The sequence below is a fragment of the Shewanella waksmanii ATCC BAA-643 genome (genome assembly GCF_000518805.1).
Classification (GTDB): Bacteria; Pseudomonadota; Gammaproteobacteria; order Enterobacterales; family Shewanellaceae; genus Shewanella; species Shewanella waksmanii.
This window is the reverse complement of sequence record NZ_JAEH01000034.1, coordinates 15,089-37,750: the sequence shown is the minus strand read 5'-3', so window position 1 is coordinate 37,750 and position 22,662 is coordinate 15,089. Positions and strand designations below refer to the sequence as shown.

At 46.3% G+C, this 22,662-nt stretch carries 24 protein-coding genes; 16 read left to right on the top strand and 8 right to left on the bottom strand.

Annotation, left to right across the window (positions count from 1 at the left end; all coding sequences use genetic code 11):
- The first annotated feature begins 7 nt into the window (after nucleotides 1-7).
- From L865_RS0113660 to mog, 7 genes are all read left to right on the top strand, one after another.
- The gene (locus L865_RS0113660; protein ID WP_051484608.1) at nucleotides 8-1,864 is read left to right on the top strand and encodes a phytase; all 1,857 of its coding nucleotides are present in this window, start codon (nucleotides 8-10) and stop codon (nucleotides 1,862-1,864) included.
- Between the two features lie 94 nt (nucleotides 1,865-1,958).
- On the top strand, nucleotides 1,959-2,906 hold the full coding sequence (locus L865_RS0113655; protein ID WP_028773755.1) for a LysR family transcriptional regulator: 948 nt from the start codon (nucleotides 1,959-1,961) through the stop codon (nucleotides 2,904-2,906).
- 69 nt (nucleotides 2,907-2,975) lie between these two features.
- Nucleotides 2,976-3,851 (top strand): LysR family transcriptional regulator, encoded by an 876-nt coding sequence (locus tag L865_RS0113650; protein ID WP_028773754.1) that lies wholly within the window; start codon nucleotides 2,976-2,978, stop codon nucleotides 3,849-3,851.
- 106 nt (nucleotides 3,852-3,957) lie between these two features.
- Entirely contained in the window at nucleotides 3,958-5,076 is a 1,119-nt protein-coding gene (locus L865_RS0113645; RefSeq protein WP_028773753.1) for an alkene reductase, read from the top strand.
- A gap of 188 nt (nucleotides 5,077-5,264) precedes the next feature.
- Nucleotides 5,265-6,581 carry an anaerobic C4-dicarboxylate transporter gene (locus L865_RS0113640; RefSeq protein ID WP_028773752.1) on the top strand — a complete coding sequence of 439 codons (1,317 nt, stop codon included), beginning with the start codon at nucleotides 5,265-5,267 and terminating at the stop codon, nucleotides 6,579-6,581.
- 207 nt (nucleotides 6,582-6,788) lie between these two features.
- Nucleotides 6,789-7,577 (top strand): DUF748 domain-containing protein, encoded by a 789-nt coding sequence (locus tag L865_RS0113635; RefSeq protein ID WP_028773751.1) that lies wholly within the window; start codon nucleotides 6,789-6,791, stop codon nucleotides 7,575-7,577.
- A gap of 119 nt (nucleotides 7,578-7,696) precedes the next feature.
- Nucleotides 7,697-8,230, top strand: coding sequence for a molybdopterin adenylyltransferase (mog, locus tag L865_RS0113630; RefSeq protein ID WP_028773750.1), 534 nt, complete (start codon nucleotides 7,697-7,699; stop codon nucleotides 8,228-8,230).
- A gap of 133 nt (nucleotides 8,231-8,363) precedes the next feature.
- On the opposite strand, the gene L865_RS0113625 is transcribed toward mog, so the two are convergent.
- A complete protein-coding gene (locus tag L865_RS0113625) occupies nucleotides 8,364-8,543 on the bottom strand; it encodes a hypothetical protein (protein WP_028773749.1) in 180 nt (59 codons plus the stop codon).
- Nucleotides 8,544-8,661: 118 nt separating this feature from the next.
- Between L865_RS0113625 and L865_RS0113620 the strand changes: the two genes are divergently transcribed.
- A complete protein-coding gene (locus L865_RS0113620) occupies nucleotides 8,662-9,669 on the top strand; it encodes a GlxA family transcriptional regulator (RefSeq protein WP_028773748.1) in 1,008 nt (335 codons plus the stop codon).
- Between the two features lie 29 nt (nucleotides 9,670-9,698).
- On the opposite strand, the gene L865_RS0113615 is transcribed toward L865_RS0113620, so the two are convergent.
- The 5 genes from L865_RS0113615 to L865_RS23805 form a co-directional block, all read right to left on the bottom strand.
- Complete coding sequence (locus L865_RS0113615; RefSeq protein WP_028773747.1) at nucleotides 9,699-9,935, bottom strand: hypothetical protein; 237 nt, start codon at nucleotides 9,933-9,935, stop codon at nucleotides 9,699-9,701.
- Between the two features lie 36 nt (nucleotides 9,936-9,971).
- Entirely contained in the window at nucleotides 9,972-10,217 is a 246-nt protein-coding gene (locus L865_RS0113610; RefSeq protein ID WP_028773746.1) for a superinfection immunity protein, read from the bottom strand.
- 62 nt (nucleotides 10,218-10,279) lie between these two features.
- Entirely contained in the window at nucleotides 10,280-11,416 is a 1,137-nt protein-coding gene (locus L865_RS0113605) for an ABC transporter permease (protein WP_157577573.1), read from the bottom strand.
- Nucleotides 11,413-12,147 carry an ABC transporter ATP-binding protein gene (locus L865_RS0113600; protein WP_028773744.1) on the bottom strand — a complete coding sequence of 245 codons (735 nt, stop codon included), beginning with the start codon at nucleotides 12,145-12,147 and terminating at the stop codon, nucleotides 11,413-11,415. Before L865_RS0113600 ends, L865_RS0113605 begins: the two co-directional genes overlap by 4 nt.
- Entirely contained in the window at nucleotides 12,140-13,699 is a 1,560-nt protein-coding gene (locus tag L865_RS23805; RefSeq protein ID WP_084632541.1) for an alpha/beta hydrolase, read from the bottom strand. The genes L865_RS0113600 and L865_RS23805 overlap by 8 nt, the downstream gene beginning before the upstream one ends.
- Before the next feature lie 92 nt (nucleotides 13,700-13,791).
- Here L865_RS23805 and L865_RS0113590 point away from each other — a divergent pair, with 92 nt between their 5' ends.
- The 7 genes from L865_RS0113590 to L865_RS0113560 all read left to right on the top strand — a co-directional run bounded on the left by L865_RS0113590 (nucleotide 13,792) and on the right by L865_RS0113560 (nucleotide 20,619).
- The gene (locus L865_RS0113590; RefSeq protein ID WP_028773743.1) at nucleotides 13,792-14,163 is read left to right on the top strand and encodes a GntR family transcriptional regulator; all 372 of its coding nucleotides are present in this window, start codon (nucleotides 13,792-13,794) and stop codon (nucleotides 14,161-14,163) included.
- Between the two features lie 27 nt (nucleotides 14,164-14,190).
- Nucleotides 14,191-15,042: an ABC transporter ATP-binding protein gene (locus L865_RS0113585; RefSeq protein WP_028773742.1), complete on the top strand. Its 852-nt coding sequence runs from the start codon at nucleotides 14,191-14,193 to the stop codon at nucleotides 15,040-15,042.
- Nucleotides 15,039-16,307, top strand: a complete 1,269-nt coding sequence (locus L865_RS23800) for a hypothetical protein (RefSeq protein WP_037471159.1) — start codon at nucleotides 15,039-15,041, stop codon at nucleotides 16,305-16,307. The genes L865_RS0113585 and L865_RS23800 overlap by 4 nt, the downstream gene beginning before the upstream one ends.
- A gap of 162 nt (nucleotides 16,308-16,469) precedes the next feature.
- Nucleotides 16,470-17,411, top strand: coding sequence for an Ssp4 family T6SS effector (ssp4, locus tag L865_RS0113575; protein ID WP_028773741.1), 942 nt, complete (start codon nucleotides 16,470-16,472; stop codon nucleotides 17,409-17,411).
- Nucleotides 17,411-17,923 (top strand): hypothetical protein, encoded by a 513-nt coding sequence (locus tag L865_RS0113570; RefSeq protein WP_028773740.1) that lies wholly within the window; start codon nucleotides 17,411-17,413, stop codon nucleotides 17,921-17,923. Before ssp4 ends, L865_RS0113570 begins: the two co-directional genes overlap by 1 nt.
- Nucleotides 17,924-18,275: 352 nt before the next feature.
- Nucleotides 18,276-20,069, top strand: coding sequence for an AMP-dependent synthetase/ligase (locus L865_RS0113565; RefSeq protein ID WP_028773739.1), 1,794 nt, complete (start codon nucleotides 18,276-18,278; stop codon nucleotides 20,067-20,069).
- Nucleotides 20,070-20,208: 139 nt separating this feature from the next.
- On the top strand, nucleotides 20,209-20,619 hold the full coding sequence (locus L865_RS0113560; protein ID WP_028773738.1) for an acyl-CoA thioesterase: 411 nt from the start codon (nucleotides 20,209-20,211) through the stop codon (nucleotides 20,617-20,619).
- On the opposite strand, the gene L865_RS0113555 is transcribed toward L865_RS0113560, so the two are convergent.
- Nucleotides 20,614-20,859 (bottom strand): GNAT family N-acetyltransferase, encoded by a 246-nt coding sequence (locus tag L865_RS0113555; RefSeq protein WP_028773737.1) that lies wholly within the window; start codon nucleotides 20,857-20,859, stop codon nucleotides 20,614-20,616. The two genes, L865_RS0113560 and L865_RS0113555, sit on opposite strands and share 6 nt — an antisense overlap.
- A gap of 15 nt (nucleotides 20,860-20,874) precedes the next feature.
- Complete coding sequence (locus tag L865_RS0113550; RefSeq protein WP_028773736.1) at nucleotides 20,875-21,306, bottom strand: acyl-CoA thioesterase; 432 nt, start codon at nucleotides 21,304-21,306, stop codon at nucleotides 20,875-20,877.
- A gap of 135 nt (nucleotides 21,307-21,441) precedes the next feature.
- Here L865_RS0113550 and L865_RS23795 point away from each other — a divergent pair, with 135 nt between their 5' ends.
- The gene (locus L865_RS23795; RefSeq protein WP_051484607.1) at nucleotides 21,442-22,602 is read left to right on the top strand and encodes a hypothetical protein; all 1,161 of its coding nucleotides are present in this window, start codon (nucleotides 21,442-21,444) and stop codon (nucleotides 22,600-22,602) included.
- Nucleotides 22,603-22,662 lie beyond the last annotated feature (60 nt).

Below are 22,662 nucleotides of genomic sequence, written 5' to 3'. Positions count from 1 at the left end.
CCAAGTTATGAAAACAATAAATAAATACATAAAAAATAGCTTACTCATTTTAAGTGCAAACAGCCTTTGGCTGAGCGGTTTTTATAGTGGTGAGACCATGGCTGCTAGTGCGGTTAGCCAAGCCTCAATACCGGTGGGCCCTGTGGCTGGCAGCCAAGCCGCAAAGTGGCGTGACCATTGGTTGTTCGTCAGTGAAAAGTCTGGTCTGACGTTAGTCGATAACGAGCTTAAGCAGCTAGTGCCGGGCCAGTTTGAGTACCTCGACACTTGGGGAGATATTGCATTGACCTACGATATGCAAGTAGACCAAGTACAAGGGATCAAGCTTGATATCAATAACATGCAACGTTTGGCGCTGTTGCCTAAGCGGCAGATCCAGATAGATTGGCTCTGTTTACAACCAAGGGCTGCCGACAACAACTTATATGCATGGATTGGCAATGAAGAGGGCCAAGCTGAGCAGTGGTTACTCATGAGCAACCAGCAATGGCAGCCGCAGTTACTACGCAGTTTATCGGTGGCGATGGGTGCGTTAACGTGTACTGTAGATAGCAATACTGAGCAGTTATACGTAGTTGAAAATCAACACGGTGTTTGGCAATACCCGGCGGCGCCAAATAGTCCCGCCGAGGGAAAACTGGTATTGCAACAAAACGATAATGCCTTTACCGACATTAGCCAGTTTGGCGGCAAAGTACTGTTAAGTGATAGTACAGGGCAAATATTTAACCTCTCAGGCAAGCGATTGTTTACCCCCAAGTTGGACCATGATGAGGTAGAGAGTTTCGCTATTGATGGTAGCCAAGTTACCTATCTCGTTGATGCTGACAAGCGTTATTATCAAGCGCAATGGGCCTTCTCGCCCGAGCCAAAGTCATTGAAGGACGTGATTGGTGAAATCCCAACCCAAGTTGAAAGCGCGATAGCAGACCGCGCTGGTGATACCATGGATGACCCCGCCATTTGGGTACATCCAACCAACCCGAGTCAAAGTCGCATATTGGGTACCAACAAACGCTGGGGACTATTGAGCTTTGATATGCAGGGTCAGCAGGTGCAGCAGCTAGCTGCGGGGCGTGTCAATAATGTTGATATTCGCCAGCGGGTTAAATTAGGCGGCCAATACCGTGATATTGCGGTTGCTAGTAATCGAGACCGCAATAGCCTGAGTATTTTTGAAATTGACCCGCAAGGTCATCTAACTCAGCTGGTGGAGCAGGCAACCAGCCTAACTGACATTTATGGATTGTGCTTGTATCAACCCGATGAAGGCAGCTTGTACGCATTTGCTAATGATAAATCGGGCGCGATAAGCCAGTTAGCACTGACATGGGACAAACACCACCTGAAAGCCCAACAAGTACAACAGTTTAAGGTGCCTACGCAACCAGAAGGTTGTGTGGCGGATGATCAAACCCAGCGGCTGTTTGTTGGCGAAGAAAATGCGGGTATATGGCTGTTTGATCTTAGTGGTTCACAGCCACAAGGCGAGATGATTCTCGCTGCTGGTGGGCCGCTAGTGGCAGATATTGAAGGACTAGATATTTACCACCAAACCCAAAATCACAGCTATTTAGTGGTATCGAGCCAAGGTAATGATAGCTATGTGCTTTATGATGCCCAGCCACCGTTTGACTTTGTTGGACGCTTTCGTATTGGTGTGAACGGCCAGCAGGGTCATGATGGTAGTGCTGAAACCGATGGACTGGCGGTGACCTCTAGCGCGGTGGGGGCAGGTGTATGGTCTGAAGGCATGTTGGTCGTGCAAGATGGGCGCAACCGTTTACCCGATGAGCATCAAAATTTTAAATGGGTACCTTGGCGGATGGTGCAGCAGCAATTGGCGTTACCATCTAAGCCCTAATAAGGTTGTTGGGTGGTGAGTGTGTTGGTGTTACTCCTTGTCTCAGGTAAGCTAATAACTAAGACAGTGAAGCGATTGCAGCAAGGAGTAGCCCGTGTCCATAACCAAACAATTGGCCCTTTTCATTGATGTGGTGCAGCAAGGCTCATTTACTAAAGCGGCTGCGCTGCACAATATGGACAACTCTGCACTGTCAAAAAAGATAAAGCTGCTTGAAGCCAAGTTAGGCGTCCAATTGCTGAATCGTTCGACGCGCTCTTTTGCCCTAACGCCAGCAGGTGAAGAGATACTCGCTCAGGCGCACATCTTAGTTGATACTTTAGATCAGATTAATAGCATTGCCGACTCCTATCAGTCCCAACCTAAAGGCATACTGCGGATCACCTCGCCAGTGTACTTTGGCCAGTTGTATCTACAGCCGATTATTACTCAGTTTATGCAGCGCTATCCGCAAGTGAAGATTAGTTTAATCCTCGACGATAAAAAAGCAGATATCATTGGCGATCATTTTGATCTGGCGTTTCGGATGGGCAAGTTAGCCGACTCCAATCTGATTGCTAAAAAAATTGCTGATACCCACTTCGCCATTGTTGCCTCACAAGGGTTCATTGAAAAGTATGGGCTGCCGCAAACCCCTGATGAGCTCGCGCAGTTGCCGGCGGTGGTGTACAGCAATAGCGATTTTAGTTTAGATTTATTACGCATTAGCGAGCAACCACACGGTGAGGTGTTTAAGAACTATCGCATGCGCGGTAATTTGAAAATGAGCGATGTTAGCGCATTGGTTAGTGCGGTCAGTGATGGCATGGGCTACACCATGTTAGATTTGTCTAACCTGTACCAAAGTGCCGATGAGCTCGGGCTAGTACCGCTGCTGACCGACCATGTACTGTCTAATCTCGATCGGGCTATTTACGCTATTTATCCCCACCGTAAACAAACCCTGTTGGTAAAAGAGTTCGTCAACGCCGTGGTCGAATACATAGGTACGCCGCCTTTATGGGAGCGTCATGTTGACAACTATGGCCAGCTTTACCGTTAAATTGATTACTACGCCACTCATCAATTGTTGCTATTATTGCAATAATTAGTGTTGTGATTAGGCGCCTGCATGCAAACTCGATCGGATGATTTAGATATTTTACTGGCCGTTGTCGATGCCGGAGGCTTTTCTGCTGCCGCCAAAGCGCTGGATATTCAGGTGGCTAAGGTATCGAGGTCGGTCAGTCGTATTGAACAGCAGCTTAATGTGACTTTACTTAACCGCACCACTCGACGCCTTGAATTAACAGAAGAGGGTCGCCAATTTGTGGCGCGGATACGAGTTGGGCTGAGTGCTATCCAACAGGCGGAAGATGAGCTTAGCCAGGTTAAACCTCAAGGGCGACTGCGTGTGGATGCTGCCAGCCCGTTTGTATTGCATCAATTGGTGCCGCTAATCACCGAGTTTCGTCAATGTTATCCTGATATTGAGTTGGTACTCAGTAGCAGCGAAGGGTTTGTCGATCTCATCGAGCAGCGCACCGATGTCGCTATTCGTATAGGCCAGTTGGCAGATTCCACCATGCACGCTAGGGCGCTGGGTCAAAGCTTGCTTTATATTGTTGCATCGCCCACATACCTTGCGCGTCAGGGTGTACCGCAAACCGCGGCTGAGTTGGCAAACCATCAGCTCATTGGTTTTAGTGGTGCAGCCATATTAAATCGCTGGCCGCTAGCGGGTATGGAGCCTATTAGTCCCTGTATTTCCTGCAGCAGTGGCGAAACGGTCAGCCAGCTTGTGCTTGCCGGTAACGGGATTGGGTGTTTATCGGGCTTTATGGTCAAGCGGCATATTGCCAGTGGTGAGCTGGTGGCCCTATTCGAATCGCAAAAACTGACCCAAACAGGGAGAGAGCAGGTCAACGCCGTGTATTACAAAAGCTCTACTGTGGCCAAAAGGGTCAGTGTGTTTATTGATTTTATCGAGACACGTTTAACACTGTAATCGGCCTTATTATTGCATTTTTCACAAAAATGATTTGTTGTTATCGCGCTCAATATCTCGTCAATAGCTTGCTATGATGGCGACATAAATTGATGAGGCAATAATCATGACCGATATTTTTTCTGCGATAAACCTAGGCGCAAGCCAGCTTCAAAACCGTATTGTTATGGCGCCGATGACTCGCTCTCGTACTGATCAGCCTGGAGATGTGCCTAATGAGATGATGGCGCGCTATTATGCGCAGCGTGCTTCGGCAGGACTTATCATTACCGAAGGCGCACCCGTTTCAGCAGTGGCACGCGGTTATTCGCTTACCCCTGGGATCTATACGCAGGCGCACATTGATGGCTGGAGAAAAGTGACCGATGCTGTGCATGCCAAAGGCGGCAAGATTTTTATTCAGTTATGGCATGTTGGGCGTCGTAGCCACAGCATTATTGCAGGAGAGCAGCCAGTTGCAGCGTCTGCGATAAAGGAGCCCGATCAAGTTTATGGGCCATTGCCTGAAGGCGGTTTTGGTATGATCGAAACCGAAGCACCAAGGGCAATGACCTTGGCTGACATTGCACAAACACAGGCAGACTTTGTACAGGCTGCTCGCAATGCGATGAAGGCTGGCTTTGATGGTGTCGAACTGCATGCTGCACACGGTTATCTATTCGATACCTTTATGCGAAGTAGCAGTAATGTACGCCAGGACCGATATGGCGGTAGCCAAGATAATCGTATGCGCTTTTTATTGGAAACCCTGCAAGCTGTGGTAGATGAAATTGGTGCTGACAAAGTGGCTGTGAGAGTGTCACCTCACGTTAAAGAGGGCTCAAGCCAAATTGATACTGAGATTGCCGATTTGATTGTCAACGCCTTGGATAAAATGCTGCCAATGCAATTGGCCTATGTGCATTTTTCAGAAAATATAGGCACCTATGTGCCAGTACCAGACAGCTTTCGTCAACGAGTGCGGCAGGTGTACCCCAATAAGATCATGGTGGCGGGTAAGCTGACTAACGCATCGGCACAAGCATTACTGGATGCCGGCTATGTTGATTTAGTGGCATTTGGTACCCCTTCCGTGACCAATCCCGATTTAGTGGCACGTTTTCAACATGGCTGGCCACTCACGGAATTTGATGCCGACGCACGTTTAAGTTTGTATGGTGGCGGCGAGCAAGGTTATACCGATTACCCCACCTATGTCCCCGATGCGCATTGCGTGACTGCTTAGTCAGTATGTCTACTGCGTTGACTGTTTGATATCAAGAACGAAACTGTGACACTAAGCGTTAATGCACTTGGGGTCACAGTTTTAAACACTAGTTTCTATCCCTTATTAAATGCTTGATAGTCGTCACTATTATTTCCCCTGTATATGGTATATCTGCAACGTACTAATAATAAAAAGGGTGGTGAACAATGTTTTATATCCATATGTTGTTGCTGTTAGCCGTCATCTTTGTCGGTATTCGGCATGGCGGAATTGCATTTGGCTTGTTAGGGGGCTTGGGGGTTTCGGTACTGGCGTTTGTGTTTGGTATTGCACCGGGCACACCGCCTATCAGTGTGATGCTGATTATTCTTGCTGTTGTGGCCGCATCCGCAACACTTGAGGCAACTGGCGGCCTGAAGCTACTGGTTAAGTTTGCCGAAAAGCTATTACGTAAGCACCCAGAACACATTGTATTTCTAGGCCCGCTTTGTACTTATTCTCTGACAGTACTGGTGGGAACGGGTCACTCAGTTTATCCATTACTGCCTGTCATTTACGACGTATCTTATAAAAAGGGCATTCGCCCTGAACGCCCGCTGGCCATTGCCACAGTGGCGTCGCAAATGGGGGTCACGGCTAGCCCGATTGCCGCCGCCGCAGCGGTGGTCATTGCCACGGCAGTCGATAACCAGCTTGATATCGGTTTGATTGATGTCTTGATGGTGACCATCCCATCAACCCTAATAGGTGTGTTGGTTGCGTGTACTTGGAGCCTTAAACGCGGTAAAGATTTGGACAAAGATCCTGAGTTCCAAGCACGACTACAGGACCCTGAGTTTAAAGCTGCTTTGCTGGATCCAGAGTCCAACAGCGGCGACAAAGAAGAAACTGATTCAACTGCCAAAAAAGGTCTGACGGTTTTCTTACTCGGTATTCTGTCAGTGATTATCATCGCGTTATTCAGTAAACAACTGCTACCCGAAGGCGTGAAAATGTCGGTGGCTATTCAGTTTATGATGTTGTCTGTGGGTGGCATCATCTTGCTGGCAACCAATATCTCACCGAAGAAAATTGCCACTAGTAATGTGTTTACAGCCGGTATGACAGCGGTAATTATCATTTTTGGTATTGCCTGGATGAGTGACACCATTATCGGTCATCATAAATCTTACTTGGTAGAATCTGTCAGTGACATCGTTGCGGTTTACCCGTGGACGTTTGCTATTGCGATGTTTGTGGTGTCGGTATTCTTAAAAAGTCAGGCAGCGGTATTAACCATTATGCTTCCGCTGGGCTTCTCTTTGGGAATTCCACCCGCGGTGTTGATTGGTGTACTACCGGCTTGTTATGCCTACTTCTTCTTCCCATTCTACCCGAGCGATCTTGCGGCTATCAGTTTTGACCGCAGTGGTACCACACGTATAGGTAAGTATGTGCTCAACCACAGCTTCTTGGTGCCGGGCTTTATTGGCGTCGTCACCGCTACGGTACTGGGCTACTTTATCTCTATCACCTTTAACTAACCTCGTATCGCTGCTAATTGTACTCATGCTAGTCAATTAGCAGCGGCCACTTACCTGCGGCCCTATTTTAAGCCATATTGGCGAAGTCTCTCGGTAAATTATAGCGATATCCTCTGCTGCACATAGCTTTTATTGCAGGGCTCAGGCACACTTCATTAGCACACTGACAAGTACGTCAGCATTCTTGCCTGCAAATGGAGTCTCACCGTGAAAAAAGCCATTGTCGCCGTTCTAATCGCCTTATTGTTGTTATTGGGCGTGGTTGTTTATTGGGTACTGAATAATCTTAATGGGATAGTCCAAACACAGGTGGAGAAGCAGGGCACGCGCTTGCTGCAAACACCGGTGACATTGGCGAGCGTTGATTTACAAATGCTTAAGGGCTTTGGTGCTCTTGAGGGCTTTGCAGTGCAAAATCCTAAGGGCTTTAGTGATAATGCGGCACTGGCATTTCAACAAATCAAATTGGATATTGAAACCAGCAACTTTAGTACCCAAGAAGTGCTCATCAACCAAGTGTTAATTTCTGGCCCTAGTGTTAGGTTTGAGCTGGCCGCCGACGGCAGCAATAACCTGCAGGCGCTGAAAAACAATTTGGCACAGCAGTTACAGTCATCACCGAGCAGTACTAAACAAGCAGAGCCCGCCAACCAATCTGAGCCACCTAGCCCCTCTGAATCATCTGGTAAAGAAGCGTTGATTGCAGTTAAACAAGTGAAAGTTGAGGGCGTGAGTTTGACGGTCGACTTAACGGCGGTTGGCCAGCAAAGCTATCAGGTCACCTTACCCACCTTTATGGCTGATGCTGTTGGCTTTCCGCACGGTCTGCCTGCCGATCAGGTGGGAGCTGCCATTGTGCAATCAATGTTGGATAACATGATTAAACAAGCCAAGAAAGAAGCTGAAAAGCAGTTAAAAGAGCGCGCTAAGCAGGAATTGAAGCAACGAGCGGATAAAGAGCTCGGTGGCTTACTCAATAAGCTAGGTGGCGGCTAATAGCCGCTAGCTGGCGAATTTAGCTTTAACTTTGGTATTTATCAAACCAAATGCCGGCGCTTTATGCTAGATTGACCGGCATTAGTGCAACAACAGCAAGTTTGAAAGGATATAACGACATGAGCAAAGCGAAAATCGGTATCGTTACTGTCAGTGATAGAGCGAGCGCAGGCGTATACGAAGACATTTCAGGTAAAGCGATTATTGATGTACTAAACGAGTACCTGACGTCGGAATGGGAACCGGTTTATCAAGTTATCCCTGATGAACAAGATGTCATTTCGGCTACTTTAATTGATATGGCTGACAACCAAAACTGCAGCCTGATTGTGACAACCGGTGGCACAGGACCGGCTAAGCGCGATGTGACTCCAGAAGCAACTGAGGCAGTGTGCGATCGTATGATGCCAGGGTTTGGTGAGCTTATGCGCGCCGAGTCATTAAAGTTTGTACCGACGGCTATCTTGTCTCGACAAACTGCTGGCCTACGTGGTGATTCACTGATTGTTAATTTACCCGGCAAGCCTAAATCGATTCGTGAATGTTTAGATGCGGTATTCCCAGCGATTCCCTACTGTATTGATTTGATGGACGGCCCATTTTTAGAGTGTGATGAGTCTGTCATTAAGCCTTTTAGACCTAAGGCCAAATAGTTAACGATTGAATCAGTTAATTTCACTAGAAAAAACCAGCTTCGGCTGGTTTTTTTGTTTGAGGGCTGTATTGGCGTCACCCTAAGTTAAATGTTGTATTCCCCTAAAACAGCAGGGTGTGTCGCTACCAAGTTTAGAGGCCTTTTTTGACGATTTGATAAGCACTGAATCCGGTAAACAGCAATAGACTTGGAATGGCGACCAGATGGGCAAAGATATTGGGTTCGGTGCTGAAATGTAACCACAGTAGTAAGCTCCAACTGGCAACAAGATAAATCAAACTTAGGCTGATATGGGTGTGACTCTTGTTCATAGTATGTGTCCTTACAAAGTACTTCAAGGTGATAACCACAGTATAAAAACTAGACATTATTAAAATAAGTGTCATTATTGACAAATATAAAGTCAATAGTGACATTGTGGGGCAGCCAGTGAAAAAAGTGTATATTTTAGCGGCCGGTAATGTGGTTGCTGGTGGAATAGTCGGCTTTCTAGATGTGTTTAGCTTTTGTAATAGCTACCTGAAGCGGGTTGATCCTGAAGTCACTGAAGATCTGTTCCATTGCCATGTGATAAGCCATGATGGCCAGCCGGTAACCACTAATCAAGGCTTTCAAATTCCAGCCAAAGCGTTGGCAACCCCTGAAGAGATAACCGCTGCCGATGCGGTGATCTTGGCATCATCATTTGTGACCAATCGAACCGAATTCCAAAGTTATTTAAATGATTTTGAACCGCTATTTGCACCATTGCGTTTGTTCTCTGCCACCGAAAAGCCTTTGGCTGCATATTGTTCTGGCACATTAATGTTAGCCGCATCAGGGTTACTGGCTAACCGGCGGGCCACAACGGTTTGGTGGCTAAATGAGATGTTTGAACGTAACTTTAAAGATGTGAATTTGTGCATGGATACTTTAGTGGTGTCCGATGGTCATATTCATACCGCAGGCGCGACTACCTCGAACTTGAGTTTAGCCCTGCATTTGGTGAGTATTTTAGCGGGCGAACAGCTCGCTCAACAGATGGCCAAAATCTTACTTATTGATCCTAACCGTTGCTCACAGCAGCCATTTATGACCATGGCGATTAATCCTGAGCAGCACCAAGATGAGCTGATTAAGCAGATCCAACACTGGATGCAGCAGCATCTGAATCAAAATTGGTTATTGGATGATATTGCCAATAAGTTTGCCGTTGGCAAGCGCACCTTGATTAGGCGCTTTAAAAAGGCGGTTAACGAAACCCCCGCCAGTTATATGCAGCGACTGCGGGTGGATGAAGCCAAGCGGTTGCTTGAAACGACTGAATTGGCCATTGAGCAAATTGTCGAGCGCGTGGGCTATGAAGATGTCAGCTCATTTCGTAAGCTGTTTATCCAATTGACGAGTTTAACGCCACGCGCTTATCGGCAAAAATTTAATACTCATACCTGCTGCTAACTGGGTTTGGAAACCGAGTGGTATTGAATTTATAGTGCGTTGATCCGTTGCTTGAGATCGTAACTAGGTTCAGTGACGATTTTCTCTAATACGGCAACTCGCTCCTGTAGTTGACGGTTTTGTTGTTGCAGCAGATCGATTTCGCTGTTTTTAATATCGCCGTGAGAAACCCGCTTTGTCCTCAGGTAATATTTGAAGACTTCACTAAAAGTCGCACTAACAATAAATGCCAGCATGATGATCATTACGAGTGTTTGTTTATCCATGTCGAACTCCTTATTGTGTCGATTTGATATTGCCACTTAAGCACTTTTGGGCTTGGCGTATTTCTCTGCGACTTTGCCTGTCACCGCCCAGATTAGTACAGCTCCCCAAGCGATAAATGATAATCCCGCAGGAATACAAGCCAGTAAAATGAGTTTGAAGTGTTTGCGATTAAAAAACAGCGCCAGCACTGCGGGTAAGAACCATAATGTGATTGCTATGGCACCGACCATGGCGATAAACGCGTAGTTTTCGCTGGCGAACAGAGTTGATAAATATTCCATTTTTGATTGTCCTTTGTTGTGATAGTTGGCCCCATACACTTAGTGTTATGGGGCGGCGTAATTTATAAGCCGAAAACAATTTTTTCGCTTTTAAGGGATTTTTCCATTCCAAATGTCAGTGCAAAGGCGATGGCTAGCGTAGATGCCGATGACAATAACAGTTGCAACATAGGGATCTCCTTGCCTTTGATGAACGCAATTAGCGCCTGCATCTGCCCTGAAACGGGTAGCCATTGCATCGTATCTGGGGCGATGTTATAGCTCGCTGCGAGCGACAGCATCATAGGCACGACGAGCACGATGGTGAGATAGGATTGTGCCTCTTTAAATGATTTGGCCATAAACGATACAAACAGTTGTAGTGCTGCCGCCATTAGCGCGATGGGTAAGCTCACAATCAGCATCAATGCAATAAACTCAGGGGTTAAGTTGACGCTAAAGCCCAGCTCCTGCCACGGCACAAAACCATAAGCAATTTTGGAGATCACTAAGGTCAGCAGTAGACCTAACATGGCGAAGACAGTGACGGCGGCCATTTTAGCCCACACAATTTGTCGTGTGGTCACCGGGTGACTCAGCAGCAGTGCTAACGAGTTACGTTCACGTTCGCCCGCTGAAGTGTCGATGGCTAAGTTCATGCCTGAAATGAATACGGCATATATCATCATGAAGGTCGCCACGCCCAGAATCATGCCACCTTTAGAATCAGCGGTTGCCTGATCTTCCACATTAACTTTGATAGGCTGTACAACTTTAGGGTCAATGCCGCGAGCAATCAGGCGCAAGCTGCCCATTTCGGCGCTGTATAGCTGTAAGCTTTTCTCTAAGCGGCGAATCGATGATTGTAACTTTTCGTCAGAGTTATCTGCGCTAAGCGTGAGCTCAGCTGGCAAACCTTTCGCCATATTGCTGGCATAGTCTTCGCTAATGCTCAGTACGATATCTTTGCGGCTGCTATCATCAATAGACGTAATATCATTACTGGCTAAAAACTTGACTAAGTCTGGGGCCCGCTCTGAGTGCTCAATGTTGATATTGAGGGCATCTGGACTGGTAACTTGGCTTATCAGCAACATAAACATGCCGCACATCATTAATGGCGCACCTATCGCATAATAAAGCCCGGCCATGACTGAGCGCTTATCACGTGCTGCGTCGGTTAATTCCTTTTTTAACATGGTACGTATTTGCGCTATCATGCCGCGATTCCCTCGTCTGTGCCGATTAATTGAATAAAGGCATCTTCTAGCGATGCTTTGCCTGTTTGCTGACAGAGTTCGTCAGGGCTACCGACCGCAACGACTTTGCCGTCTGCCATAACAATGACCTGATCACACAGTGCTGCCACTTCTTGCATCACATGGCTGGAGAACAGCACACAATGACCTTGCTGCTTTAAGTCGCGCAAAATATCACGTAGTACGCGGGTACTCATCACATCTAAGCCGCGAGTCGGCTCGTCGAGTATGATATTAGTGGGTTCATGCACAATGGCTTGAGCCAAGGCGGTTTTCATTCTTTGACCCTGTGAAAACCCTTTGCATTTACGGTCAGCAATATCGTTCATGTGCAGCTTATCTAAGACTTTTGCAGCCGCCTGTTTGGCTTGCTTGCCACTTAAACCGTTGAGTTCAGCAAAGTAGCGAATATATTCCCTTGGCGTGAGGCGCTCATATAGGCCAAATGGATCCGGAAATAAACCCAGTTGCTGCTTGGCTTCTATGGGGGATTTCGCCACATCAATACCGTCTATTTCGGCATGGCCAGCATCGGGTTTCAGTAATCCAAAAACCGTACGTAGGCAGGTCGTTTTTCCCGCGCCATTAGGACCGAGCAATCCGGTTATTTGGCCATCTTGAGCACTAAAACTTAAGTCATTGAGTGCTTGTACATCACCAATGCGTTTAGATAGGTTGGCTACTTTAATCATTGCTCGCTCCTTGGGCATCGTTGGCGGCGGTGGTTGTCTCGACTGTGCTGGCATTAAGGTAAAAGTTACGGCTGACATCGCGGCTTAAGCACTCGCTATCGAGTTGTGCTACATCTCTACTGTTTACCAAGTCTGCTATTAGGTTGTTGGCGCAAGATTGATGTGCGACACCATGGGTAGCGTAGGGAGCTATTAGGTGAGTTGCGTTGGTCATCTTCTCCATGGCCAGTTCTGCCCAGCTTGGTGGCGTGGCAGGGTCATTTTCTCCTGACAGAAGTAAGGTCGGGATGTCACTCGCGATGGCATCGCTAAAATCTTCACTGACTGCCGGCATATTCCAAATTGGGCAAGACTCATCAAAGCCGATTAACATCTGCTCGCCAAAGTAGTTGCTTTGTAATTGCTGACGCATCGCATCATCAAGCCTTGGCCAATCTTCGCCACAGACGACAGAAGAGTGCATACCCATAGCTAAGCCGATGCCATCCATGTTGAGTGCATACAAGCCTAGAATGGGCTGGAAGTTGTCTTGTGCAGCTTGGTTAATGGCATAGGGCAGAAGTGCGCGAATGTTAGCGCCATACATAGCCATTCTTATTGCACCCATGAATTTAGAACGGGTGAGAAGCAGTTCACTTGCTTCACCAGTAAGCGGGTGACGCGTCGTGGTGGTAATAGCGGCTTCGGCCAAGCGACTGTCTACTTTGGCAAAGTCTGCGGCTAGTGTAGGGAAGGACTGCTGGCAAAGTGGCGTTGTTTGGCATTCATCAAGCAGTATTTGTGTTGCTCGCTCAATGGCGTCACCAATGGCGACCACACTTTGTTGCATCGGGACCACACCGTCCAGGGTCACGGTTTCTAGCACCTGTGGATAGTGGCGCATATACAATTGCGCCATACGGCTACCGTAAGAAATACCATAAAGATGAAGCTTGCTATAACCCAAATGCTGACGGACAGCCTCAAAATCTTTAAGTGCACTTTCACTGCCGTATTGAGTGATGTCTGCGGTTTGCTCATCTAAACAGTGCTGTGTGGTTGCGGCAATATCAATGCTTTCATCATTGAGTGCCAAACCGGCTTCAAAGCCTTCACCTTCACAATTAAGAGGGTTAGAACGGCCAGTTCCACGCTGATCGATTAGTAAAATGTCGCGGTATTGGCGTACCTTACTAAAAACTTTGTCAAAGTAAGCGGCGTTATCAATGGCAGATTGGCCGGGGCCGCCTGCTATCGCCAAAAATGCCTCTGCACCAAAGTTTGATTTAATCGCTGGCAACACAGTGTAATGAATGGCGATCTGCTTGCCTTCAGGTTGTTGATGATTCTCTGGTACCAATATCGAGCCGCAGCGAACCTGTTCTGACAAGCCTGTTACGTAACAAGCGTGCTGGGCTTCTGGTTGCGGTACTTCTGTATTGGCCATAGCTGCAATGGGGAAGCTATAGCTACTTAGGGCAAGTACAGCTGGCAAAATGGTTTTTAGTGCCAGTCGATATTTGGGTTGTAGGCTCGTTGTCTGCCGTGTTGGGTCGAGTGTTCCATCAAACATGATACTTATTCCTTTGTTGAAATTTCTTGTATCTGTGGTAATTTAAATAGTGTATCGGTGTATCAATGTATTAATACAGTAATTAAAGGCTAATGTTAGAACAACTAAATGTCAACCCCAGTAGTGGCGAACCCATTTATCGCCAATTAAACGAACAGATTATTCGTTTGATTGTGGGCGGCCAATGGCAAACGGCGCAGGTATTGCCTTCTGTTAGGCAGATTGCCGAGCACCTTGCCGTCAACCCGATGACAGTTTCCCGCGCGATTCAAATGCTGGTAGAACAAGGCTGGCTTGAGCGCCGCCGTGGGCAGCCGACACGCGTGGCAGAACGGCAAACAGACGTCGACAGCGATAGCACTGAGCTACTTACACCTCAACTGCAAGCATTAATCGCCCAAGCTAAACAGCTGGGTGTATCAATTGAACAGCTACAAGATGCGTTAACAAAACACTGGAAGTAACCCAAATTACTATTGGTAGGTCAGGCAATGGAGATGAATGTGGAACCAATTTTAGCCTTTAAGAGTGTAGTCAAACAGTTCGGTGATACCACGGCTATTGATAATCTCTCTATTGAACTTCACTCGGGGATGGTTGTGGGATTGCTGGGGCAAAATGGCGCGGGCAAGTCCACCTTGATGCGTTGTGCATTGGGTATTTTACAGATTGACCAAGGCTGCGTTGAAGTGATGGGTGAGTCGGTGGCCAATATTGCCTCTGCCACTAAGTCACAACTGGGTTATGTGCCACAGCAACCGTTTGGCTATGAAGGCTTTACCGTTGAAAAAGCGCTGAGTTTGCATAGCTCTTTTTATCCGCAGTGGGATATCGCATTAGAACAAGATTGGCTGCAGCGTTTTGAGCTGGATGGGACCAAGCAGGTCCAACGTCTATCTGTGGGTCAACGACAATCGCTAGCACTGATCATGGCGATGGCTTATCGCCCCAAATTATTGATCCTTGATGAGCCTGTTGCCAGCCTTGACCCCATTGCCAGACGCCGCTTTATGGCTGATCTATTTGATTTGGCGCTAGATTCCGGTTCAGCCGTGTTATTTTCATCGCATATCACATCAGATTTAGAGCGAGTCGCCAGTCACTTGGCGTTGATCAAAGCCGGCAAGTTAGTCCTATTTAAGGAGATGGATAGCATTCGGGAGCAAGTTAAATTACTCAAACTGGCCTCCGGGCACGCGTTGCCGGACTCTTTTAATGTACTGAACCGCTGCGGAGACAGCGTGTTGGTGGACAATTACCTGCGGAGCTTCAATGATGATGCCGCAGTACAAAGTAGCGAATCGGTCAGCTTAGAGCAGCTGTTCATGGAGTTACACCGATGAATAGTTTGGCGCCATTGAAAGGCATGATGCGATTCTGGTTTTTTGATGTGGGTAGTGCCAGCTTTTTAGGTGTGGCGCTAATGGCGTTAGTCATGATTGTGGTAGCACCTTTGCTAGCACCCGACAAAATTAATGATTTCAGCATCATGCTATCCATGATGCAGGTCTCAAGTGCCACTGCGGTGGCATGGCAGTTAATGCGACTCGATGCTACCGAATGGGCTAACTTGGTTCCCGACTACCATAAAAATTTACTCGTGCAGTCCGGTTTCATCATGTTGATATCTAGCTGTTTGGCGATGGTAATAGCCCAGTTTTGGCAGATAGAAAACTATATAACGGAGTTTCTATTGGCGACTCTACTGGGGTTAGCTTTTATTAGTGTAACCCGCAAAAGACCGGCCACTTTTCATATGTCTTTTGTGTTGTTTATCAGTTTGCCTTTTCTACCGGATTTAGCCAGTCACTTACAGCAATATAACGGTTTGCTCGCAGTGGTACTCATGACAGCAAGTATACTGTTATACCGGCAGCTGTCGGCAGCTACGTGGCATGCGGACGCCAGAAGTGTGTATCAAAATGGCTTAGAAATGGGCTGGTTTTGGCTGCCGAATCTAGGCAGTGGCAAGTTGCTCAATCGACTTGAATCGTTTTTGCATCCCTTGAGCTACTTTGTCGGTCCGCTATTGGTGATGGCCTTACTGCTATTGCCGGTCATGACGATTGTTGGCGCGGCTATCGCGGCGGCAATGGGCAGTCAGATGCCTGTGTTATTTTTGTTTTCGCAGTTTATATGTGTGTTGTGCGCCATGGTGCATTGGTGTCGTATTCAGCGTTGGCGCGGGGTAGAAACACTCTATTTATTACCAGGTTTTGATGGCAAACAGGGAATGATCGAGCTGTTTATTCGTGGTCAAAATCGACTGATTGGTATTATTGTAGCGCTAATGGCCGTGACAGCCGCAATCGTGGCGGCGTTTAATAGTGATATTACCTTATTAATGTGGCTTCACTTGGTGATCACGACTTTTGTTGGCAGCGCTTTGCTGCTGGGCTTAGGTTGTTTATCACATCGGGTGCTACATATTTCGCTCGCCATGGCGGTGGTGGTGGTTTATTCGGCCTATTTATCTTATTCCATGTCACAGATGTCGGCTGAGCAGCACTTTTCTCCCTGGATTTTTATTGATGTAGCTTTAGTGTTGCCAGCATGCTTAACACTATGGATTGGAAAGAAAAAACTTTGGTCAGGCGATTTGTTATAAGCTGAATTCGTTGTAGTTTCTGTTGGTGAATAACCCATTGGCAGTGCGCTGAAAAATAGTGCTAAGCGATGTTCTTCGGTTGTTTGTAATACTTTGCGGCAATGGTTAATTCATTTTTGTTGAGTACAATAACATCCTTGTGTTCACAACATGGAAGGAACCATGACAATAGCAATGGCAAATGGACGGCCAACATTCAACTCAAGTACGCGAGCGTTTTTTGATGAGCAACTGAGTCAGCGAATACAATCACAATTAGACACAAAAACGCTCTTTGATAATATCGATGCTATCTCCGGTCTCACAGGTGCGGGTGTTGTTTATATTGATGGTCAGTTCAATATTGTTGAATTACGCCCCTTTGAGCCAGTATGCCGTATTGACCCTGTCAAAATAGTGCTTCGGGAACCGCCTAAAGCGATGAATCAAGCAGCCTTTGCGTCCCACTTGCGGGGGAGTCAAGGTAATATCCGAGAGTCAAAACTCGTATCGGAAGTTGCTGGCACCATATTGAGTTGTGGTGCAGCTTTTATTGGCTGGACTGTCATATTAGGCAGTGGTGCAGCGATTCCGTTAACGGGTGGAACTAGTAGTGTGGTGACTTATCTAGCGGTAGGTGCCGCTTCAGCAAGTGCTTTGCAGTGTGCAAATGGTGGGATACGTACATTCAATGAGTATTCAAAGCCTCAGTTTAATGATTTGCTAGATTCAAATGAGTGGTATCGACAAGCGACAAGGGCACTTGATCTTATCTCTTTAGCTGGAGCGGGTGCCGCATCGGCCTCTATGATAAAGACGATTAAAATGATGCAAGTGGGCACATCTAAGAGCACTTTGCAGATTTTAAAAGGCTTATCTCGACCAGAGAAAAGGCGACTAAATAATGAAATAGCCAGATTAAATTTGCCTGGTGCTTCTGGCCGGATGATTAAATCGTTGAGCAGAAAGGGGCTGATTAAAAAGTATACTGGCACCCAGATAACCCATGCATTTCGTTTACAACTCAAAGATGCGGTTGGTGCATCTTTGAGTTTTTCTGGTAGTGCACTAACCGGTACTGTGAAAGCCTTGGCTATCGGCGTGTACGAAGAGGTCAATGACTAATGAAACCGAGCAATATTCCAAGAAGCGATGATGATATTGTTGGCCTCCTGCCCCCCTTAAAAGCCATTGTTGCCTTTCTATCTTCAACAATGTTGATGATTTTTTCGATTACTACACTTAACTACGTAATTCTTGCGACATATACGAAACTTTCCATTGAGCCTCAACTTGGCTATTTTTTTGGGACAATATTGGTCTTTTGCGGTTTTAATTTCGCGGTGACCCGAGGATCTTTTTTTGCGGCTACCGCATTCAATTACTATATGATTGTTCTTTTTAGCGTGTTTTTACCATCAGTGCTATTTATGGATGCTCAATCGAAACTGCTGCCAATTTATCTTATTGGTATTGTATTTGGTCTACTTACTTTCTATGCGTTAAATAATAAGTACTATCAAGCTTTTGTGCAGTATCAATTTGATGCTGTTGCTGACCAAAAGGAAGCATTGGCAGAGCTTGCAGCAGAACTCGCAGTAGAGGCGGATGCGGATAAGAAGCGCAATCAATTGTAATGTCTTAAATAGTGATGTAGCCGGTAAGATGTAAAGCTTAATTCTGCAGCATGATTGCCGATTGCCTCTGGTGGATTTCCGGTTATTTACCCTATTCCATGTCACAGATGTCGGCTGAGCAGCACTTTTCTCCCTGGATTTTTATTGATGTAGCTTTAGTGTTGCTAGCATGCTTAACACTATGGATTGGAAAGAAAAAACTTTGGTCAGGCGATTTGTTATAACAGCACAAAAGTTGAAAATCTGTGCGGTAGTTAACAGAATTTGAGCAAAAGCTCTTATTTTTAGTGTATGTTAAAGTTAAAATACTAAAAAAACAGGTACACCTGTACGCTAAATAAGGCCTAAACCCATGTCACTCGAGCAATACCACCTAATCCATCTTATTAAACAGCAAAGCCAATCTCTTGGTGATGCCATCGCGCTCGAAGGATTCGAAATGCAAGCTCCTTGGTATCAAGTGAGCTGGACCCAGTTTGATAGTATCAGCACTAAAGTGGCGTTGGCGCTATTGCATTTTGGTGTAAAAAGCCAAGACCGTGTGGCGTTGTTAGCTAACAATATGCCGCAGTGGACCTGTGCTGATATTGGTGCGCTTAAGGCTCGCACTGTTGTTGTACCCATATACCCAACCAGTACTCCTGAGCAGGCTAAGTATATTGTTAATGATGCTGAAGCTAAGGTGATTTTTGTTGGTGAACAGCAGCATTATGATATGGCATGTGAGTTAACTAAAGACTGCCCGAGTTTAGCCCAGATTGTGGTCTTTGACCGCCAAGTAACGTTGCAGGACAACGAAAACCACTGCCATTTTGATGAGTTAATTGCCCGAGAGTTTGCTGCGGACTTGCATTTTGAATTACAAACTCGACTGGATGCAGCCAATTTAGATGATCTGTTAACCCTTATTTATACCTCTGGTACCACGGGCGATCCTAAAGGGGTGATGCTCGATTATCGTAATATTGCATCGGTTGTACGCCAGCACGATAACTTTTTACCATTCACCCCCGGTGATGTGTCGCTTGCGTTCTTGCCACTTAGTCATGTTTTTGAGCGTGGCTGGAGCTTTTATGTCTTGTGTCGCGGTGGCCATAATGTGTACTTGCAAAACCCGATGGAAGCCAAAGAGGCTATCGTAAAAGTACGTCCACATACACTTTGTGTCGTGCCACGCTTCTTGGAGAAGGTGTATAGCGCTGTACAGGAAAAAGTGTCTAAAGCACCGGCGGCAAGGCAGAAACTATTTGCTTGGGCCTTGAATGTGGGTCATCGCCAATCGGAAGTACAGCAAGGACGTCAGCAAGGTTCAGCCTGGCTTAATTTGCAGTGGAAGCTAGCCGATAAACTGGTTTTTAGTAAGTTGAAACAAGTTTTGGGCGGCCGTTTGAAGTTTATGCCTTGTGGCGGTGCAGCACTTGATCCCTCTGTGAGTGCATTTTTCCAAAGCATTGATGTGCCGGTTTTATGTGGTTTTGGCATGACAGAAACCTGCGCCACTGTCACCTGCAACACATTAGAAAACAGAGTGCCGGGCTCGAATGGTAAAACCTTGCCTGAAGTTGAAGTGAAAATTGGTAAAGATGATGAGATTTTAGTCCGCGGTGATACCGTCATGCGTGGTTACTTCAATCGCCCGGAAGAGACGGCAGCTACGTTTGAAAATGGTTGGTTGAAAACCGGTGATGCAGGCCGTTTAGATGAGCAGGGCAACTTGTTTATTACCGATCGCATTAAAGAGCTGATGAAAACTTCTAATGGTAAGTATATCGCGCCGCAACGGGTTGAAGGCACTGTAGGGTGTTGTCCGTTCATTGAGCAGGTTGCCATCGTGGCTGATGCCAAGAACTATGTGACCGCTTTAATTGTACCTGCCTATGAGTCGCTAGAAGCTTGGGCAGAAGAAAAAGGCCTGAAATATGAGTCTCCGTTAGAGTTGTTGCGCCACAGTCATGTGATTGAGCATTTCGAACAACGACTTAAAACGCTGCAAAGTGAGCTTGCGGGTTTTGAAAAAATTAAAAAATTCACTTTACTACCCGAAGCATTTTCTATGGAAGCGGGGTTGATCACGCCCACCATGAAGCTGCGCCGCAAAATGATTTATCATAAGTATGCCAGCGAAATTAGTGCCATGTATCGCTAGGGCATAACAGTGAAAGGGGGATGCATTGCATCCCTTTTTTTATGGCCACCATTTTTTTATATTTAGTCGATAGTAATCTGCTGGGCAGTGGTATGATTTGCTATCGAAAACGTTTCCGACCGACAATAAGGACAATCAAGTGTCAGAATCTTTATTCCAGTTAACCATCCAACCACGATTTAACGAAACCGACGGCTTAGGCCATATCAATAATACTGTGATCCCAGTGTGGTTTGAGGCGGCAAGAGAGCCAGTATTTGAAATCTTTAACCCGCAGCTAGATTTGAGCCAATGGAACTTGATTGTGGCCGGATTTACCATTGCTTTCACCTCGCCAACCCACTACGGCGCACCGGTAGAAGTTAAAACCTGGATTAGCCGTGTCGGCAATAGTAGCTTTGAGGTGACCCAGCAGAGCTGGCAAAATCAAGTGAAAACCGCAGAGGCGCAAACCACTTTAGTTCACTATGATTACCAGCAAAATCGCAGCCAAGCAATTGGTGCTGAAGTTAAAGCTCAGCTACAGGCACTGACTGGTCCAGCATCATAAAAATTTCTGCACATAACTGCAGCTTGCACTAATAACGTAGTTTTGGCTGTTTGCCCATTCGAGCCCTCGTTCTACGAGTTGCTGGGCAACGCCTTGGCCGCGCATGCTGTCGGGGACAAATGTGTGATGAAAATTGATGTTTTGGCCGTTCACTTCATATTGCAGACGAGCCTGGTTTTCAGGGATACCAGCGACAAATTGCTGTTGTGGTTCTTGATGGACTATGGTCAATGAATGCATAACGACTCCTCGCTATTAATCGTCTTGGGAATATTTATGTAGTGCCTCAAGCAGCTGGCCATCTAACACCGCTTTTTGACCTGTTTTAAAGTTAAACATAACCACCAGAGAGCTGCCAATGGTGGTGACCGCTTGTTGGCTTTGACTATAAACATGGTAGTGCATTAAAAATCGATCTGCTTTGATATCACTAATTGATACCCCCACTAGCAGTGTATCGGGAAAAGTTACCGGGCGCTTATAGCGCGCCTGATTCTCGCTAATTACCGGCCCGACTTGGGTGACTTTTAAATCAGCCAGTAAGCCTATTTGATTGAAAAAATCGATTCTGGCGGTTTCAAAATAACGAAAATACACAACATTATTAACGTGTTGTAGTGCGTCCATCTCCCCCCACGCAACGTTAATGGCAGTATGGATGGGGTATTGTTGTTTGAAGTCTCGCATAGATGTAAACGCCTGTTTGAATTTTATTCCAGCGTAACAGGTGCTAGCGCCAGCAACAAGCTTTGTTGGGTTTATGTTGCAAAAGCTCTATTATGGCCCTGTGGCAAAAAACAATAAGAAATGGAATTTTCAAATATGTCTGATCTTTACCGTCGTTTTGGCAGCACGATAAAAGCATTACCTAACCCGTTTAGCTCTACCTGGTATTGGTTTAAAAATGCGATAGGTGCCTTTTTAGATAAATTGACTGTGGCACAAAAGCTGTATTTTTTGGCGTTTGTATTCGTGGTGGGCACTGACACCTTTACATGGGTGGCCATTCTAACTGTGTTGGGTTTAAGTATCGAATTCTGGCCGGTTTTCGAACGCATATGGCACAGCTTAGCTGGTAAGGCGGTACTGTTATTGTTTTACGCCATTGTGGCCAACTTTGCTTTAGGTTGGGCCGCCGGTATTGTTAATGATGTCGCCGGTGTGCCAGCTAGCCACCTTAGTTATACCCATAACATGGCGTTATTGTTATATATCCCTGCTTGGTTTGTGTTAATTACCGCCCTTGCCATATTGGCTATTCAATTAGTGGTGCCGTTTTACTTGATATTGATCTTGATGCTTAAGCCATTAGGTATCACCTTGCCACGATTGACTCAAAATGAGCATTTTCGTAAAACCACTTTGTTGGTTAGGCTAGTACTGGCCTCGACGTTGTTATTTTATTTGGTGTTATATATCGTTCCTGAGATCAATGAAGATGACATTGGTACCAATGTCGAGAACACCATCAATGGTCAAGTAAGCGATATCAACATCGGCATTGATCTGACTGAGCAACTCGCTCCAGGGGATGCAGCGTTACAGCAAGCAGCCCAATTACTTGCAGAAGCGCAAGAAGACGTTAAAGCACAACGGCAGGCTGGAAATTCACTACAAGATGTGGATGCAGAATCTAGCGACCCTTCATTGATAGAAGAGCTGACTAATGGTGTTGTTCAAGTCAGCGAGCCAACGACGACTGACGAACAGCGGCTTGAACTGATAGAGCAACAGGACAATACTCGTGAAAAGTATCAAAAGTTCGTGCGTAAAATGGTCGCGCAATTTGCGTATAATTTAGAGGCCGACAGTAAGTCACGTTGTGAGAAAGCGGAAGAGTCGAAAGTGGTCGAGCTCAATGACTATGAAATATTAGAGATATTTACTGACCGTGATGCCGGCGATGGTTTCCGATTTGAGGTTAAACCTTGCGTGTCTCCAGCATTCCCAGCCATGAAAGCAGGTCAATTTACGACTAATTAGCTGAGACTTAAGTGCGGGCTTTAATACAAACAAGGGCCGTGATGGCCCTTGTTTATTATT

Bases quoted from the DNA above. Each gene is read 5' to 3' on its own strand.
- L865_RS0113625 (WP_028773749.1), bottom strand. From the start codon at position 8,543: ATGAACAAGAGTCACACCCATATCAGCCTAAGTTTGATTTATCTTGTT.
- L865_RS0113660 (WP_051484608.1), top strand. From the start codon at position 8: ATGAAAACAATAAATAAATACATAAAAAATAGCTTACTCATTTTAAGT.
- L865_RS23800 (WP_037471159.1), top strand. From the start codon at position 15,039: ATGAATAGTTTGGCGCCATTGAAAGGCATGATGCGATTCTGGTTTTTT.
- ssp4 (WP_028773741.1), top strand. From the start codon at position 16,470: ATGACAATAGCAATGGCAAATGGACGGCCAACATTCAACTCAAGTACG.
- mog (WP_028773750.1), top strand. From the start codon at position 7,697: ATGAGCAAAGCGAAAATCGGTATCGTTACTGTCAGTGATAGAGCGAGC.
- L865_RS0113550 (WP_028773736.1), bottom strand. From the start codon at position 21,306: ATGCGAGACTTCAAACAACAATACCCCATCCATACTGCCATTAACGTT.
- L865_RS23805 (WP_084632541.1), bottom strand. From the start codon at position 13,699: ATGTTTGATGGAACACTCGACCCAACACGGCAGACAACGAGCCTACAA.
- L865_RS0113645 (WP_028773753.1), top strand. From the start codon at position 3,958: ATGACCGATATTTTTTCTGCGATAAACCTAGGCGCAAGCCAGCTTCAA.
- L865_RS0113605 (WP_157577573.1), bottom strand. From the start codon at position 11,416: ATGATAGCGCAAATACGTACCATGTTAAAAAAGGAATTAACCGACGCA.
- L865_RS0113600 (WP_028773744.1), bottom strand. From the start codon at position 12,147: ATGATTAAAGTAGCCAACCTATCTAAACGCATTGGTGATGTACAAGCA.
- L865_RS0113555 (WP_028773737.1), bottom strand. From the start codon at position 20,859: ATGCATTCATTGACCATAGTCCATCAAGAACCACAACAGCAATTTGTC.
- L865_RS0113640 (WP_028773752.1), top strand. From the start codon at position 5,265: ATGTTTTATATCCATATGTTGTTGCTGTTAGCCGTCATCTTTGTCGGT.
- L865_RS0113610 (WP_028773746.1), bottom strand. From the start codon at position 10,217: ATGGAATATTTATCAACTCTGTTCGCCAGCGAAAACTACGCGTTTATC.
- L865_RS0113570 (WP_028773740.1), top strand. From the start codon at position 17,411: ATGAAACCGAGCAATATTCCAAGAAGCGATGATGATATTGTTGGCCTC.
- L865_RS0113565 (WP_028773739.1), top strand. From the start codon at position 18,276: ATGTCACTCGAGCAATACCACCTAATCCATCTTATTAAACAGCAAAGC.
- L865_RS23795 (WP_051484607.1), top strand. From the start codon at position 21,442: ATGTCTGATCTTTACCGTCGTTTTGGCAGCACGATAAAAGCATTACCT.
- L865_RS0113590 (WP_028773743.1), top strand. From the start codon at position 13,792: ATGTTAGAACAACTAAATGTCAACCCCAGTAGTGGCGAACCCATTTAT.
- L865_RS0113650 (WP_028773754.1), top strand. From the start codon at position 2,976: ATGCAAACTCGATCGGATGATTTAGATATTTTACTGGCCGTTGTCGAT.
- L865_RS0113615 (WP_028773747.1), bottom strand. From the start codon at position 9,935: ATGGATAAACAAACACTCGTAATGATCATCATGCTGGCATTTATTGTT.
- L865_RS0113585 (WP_028773742.1), top strand. From the start codon at position 14,191: ATGGAGATGAATGTGGAACCAATTTTAGCCTTTAAGAGTGTAGTCAAA.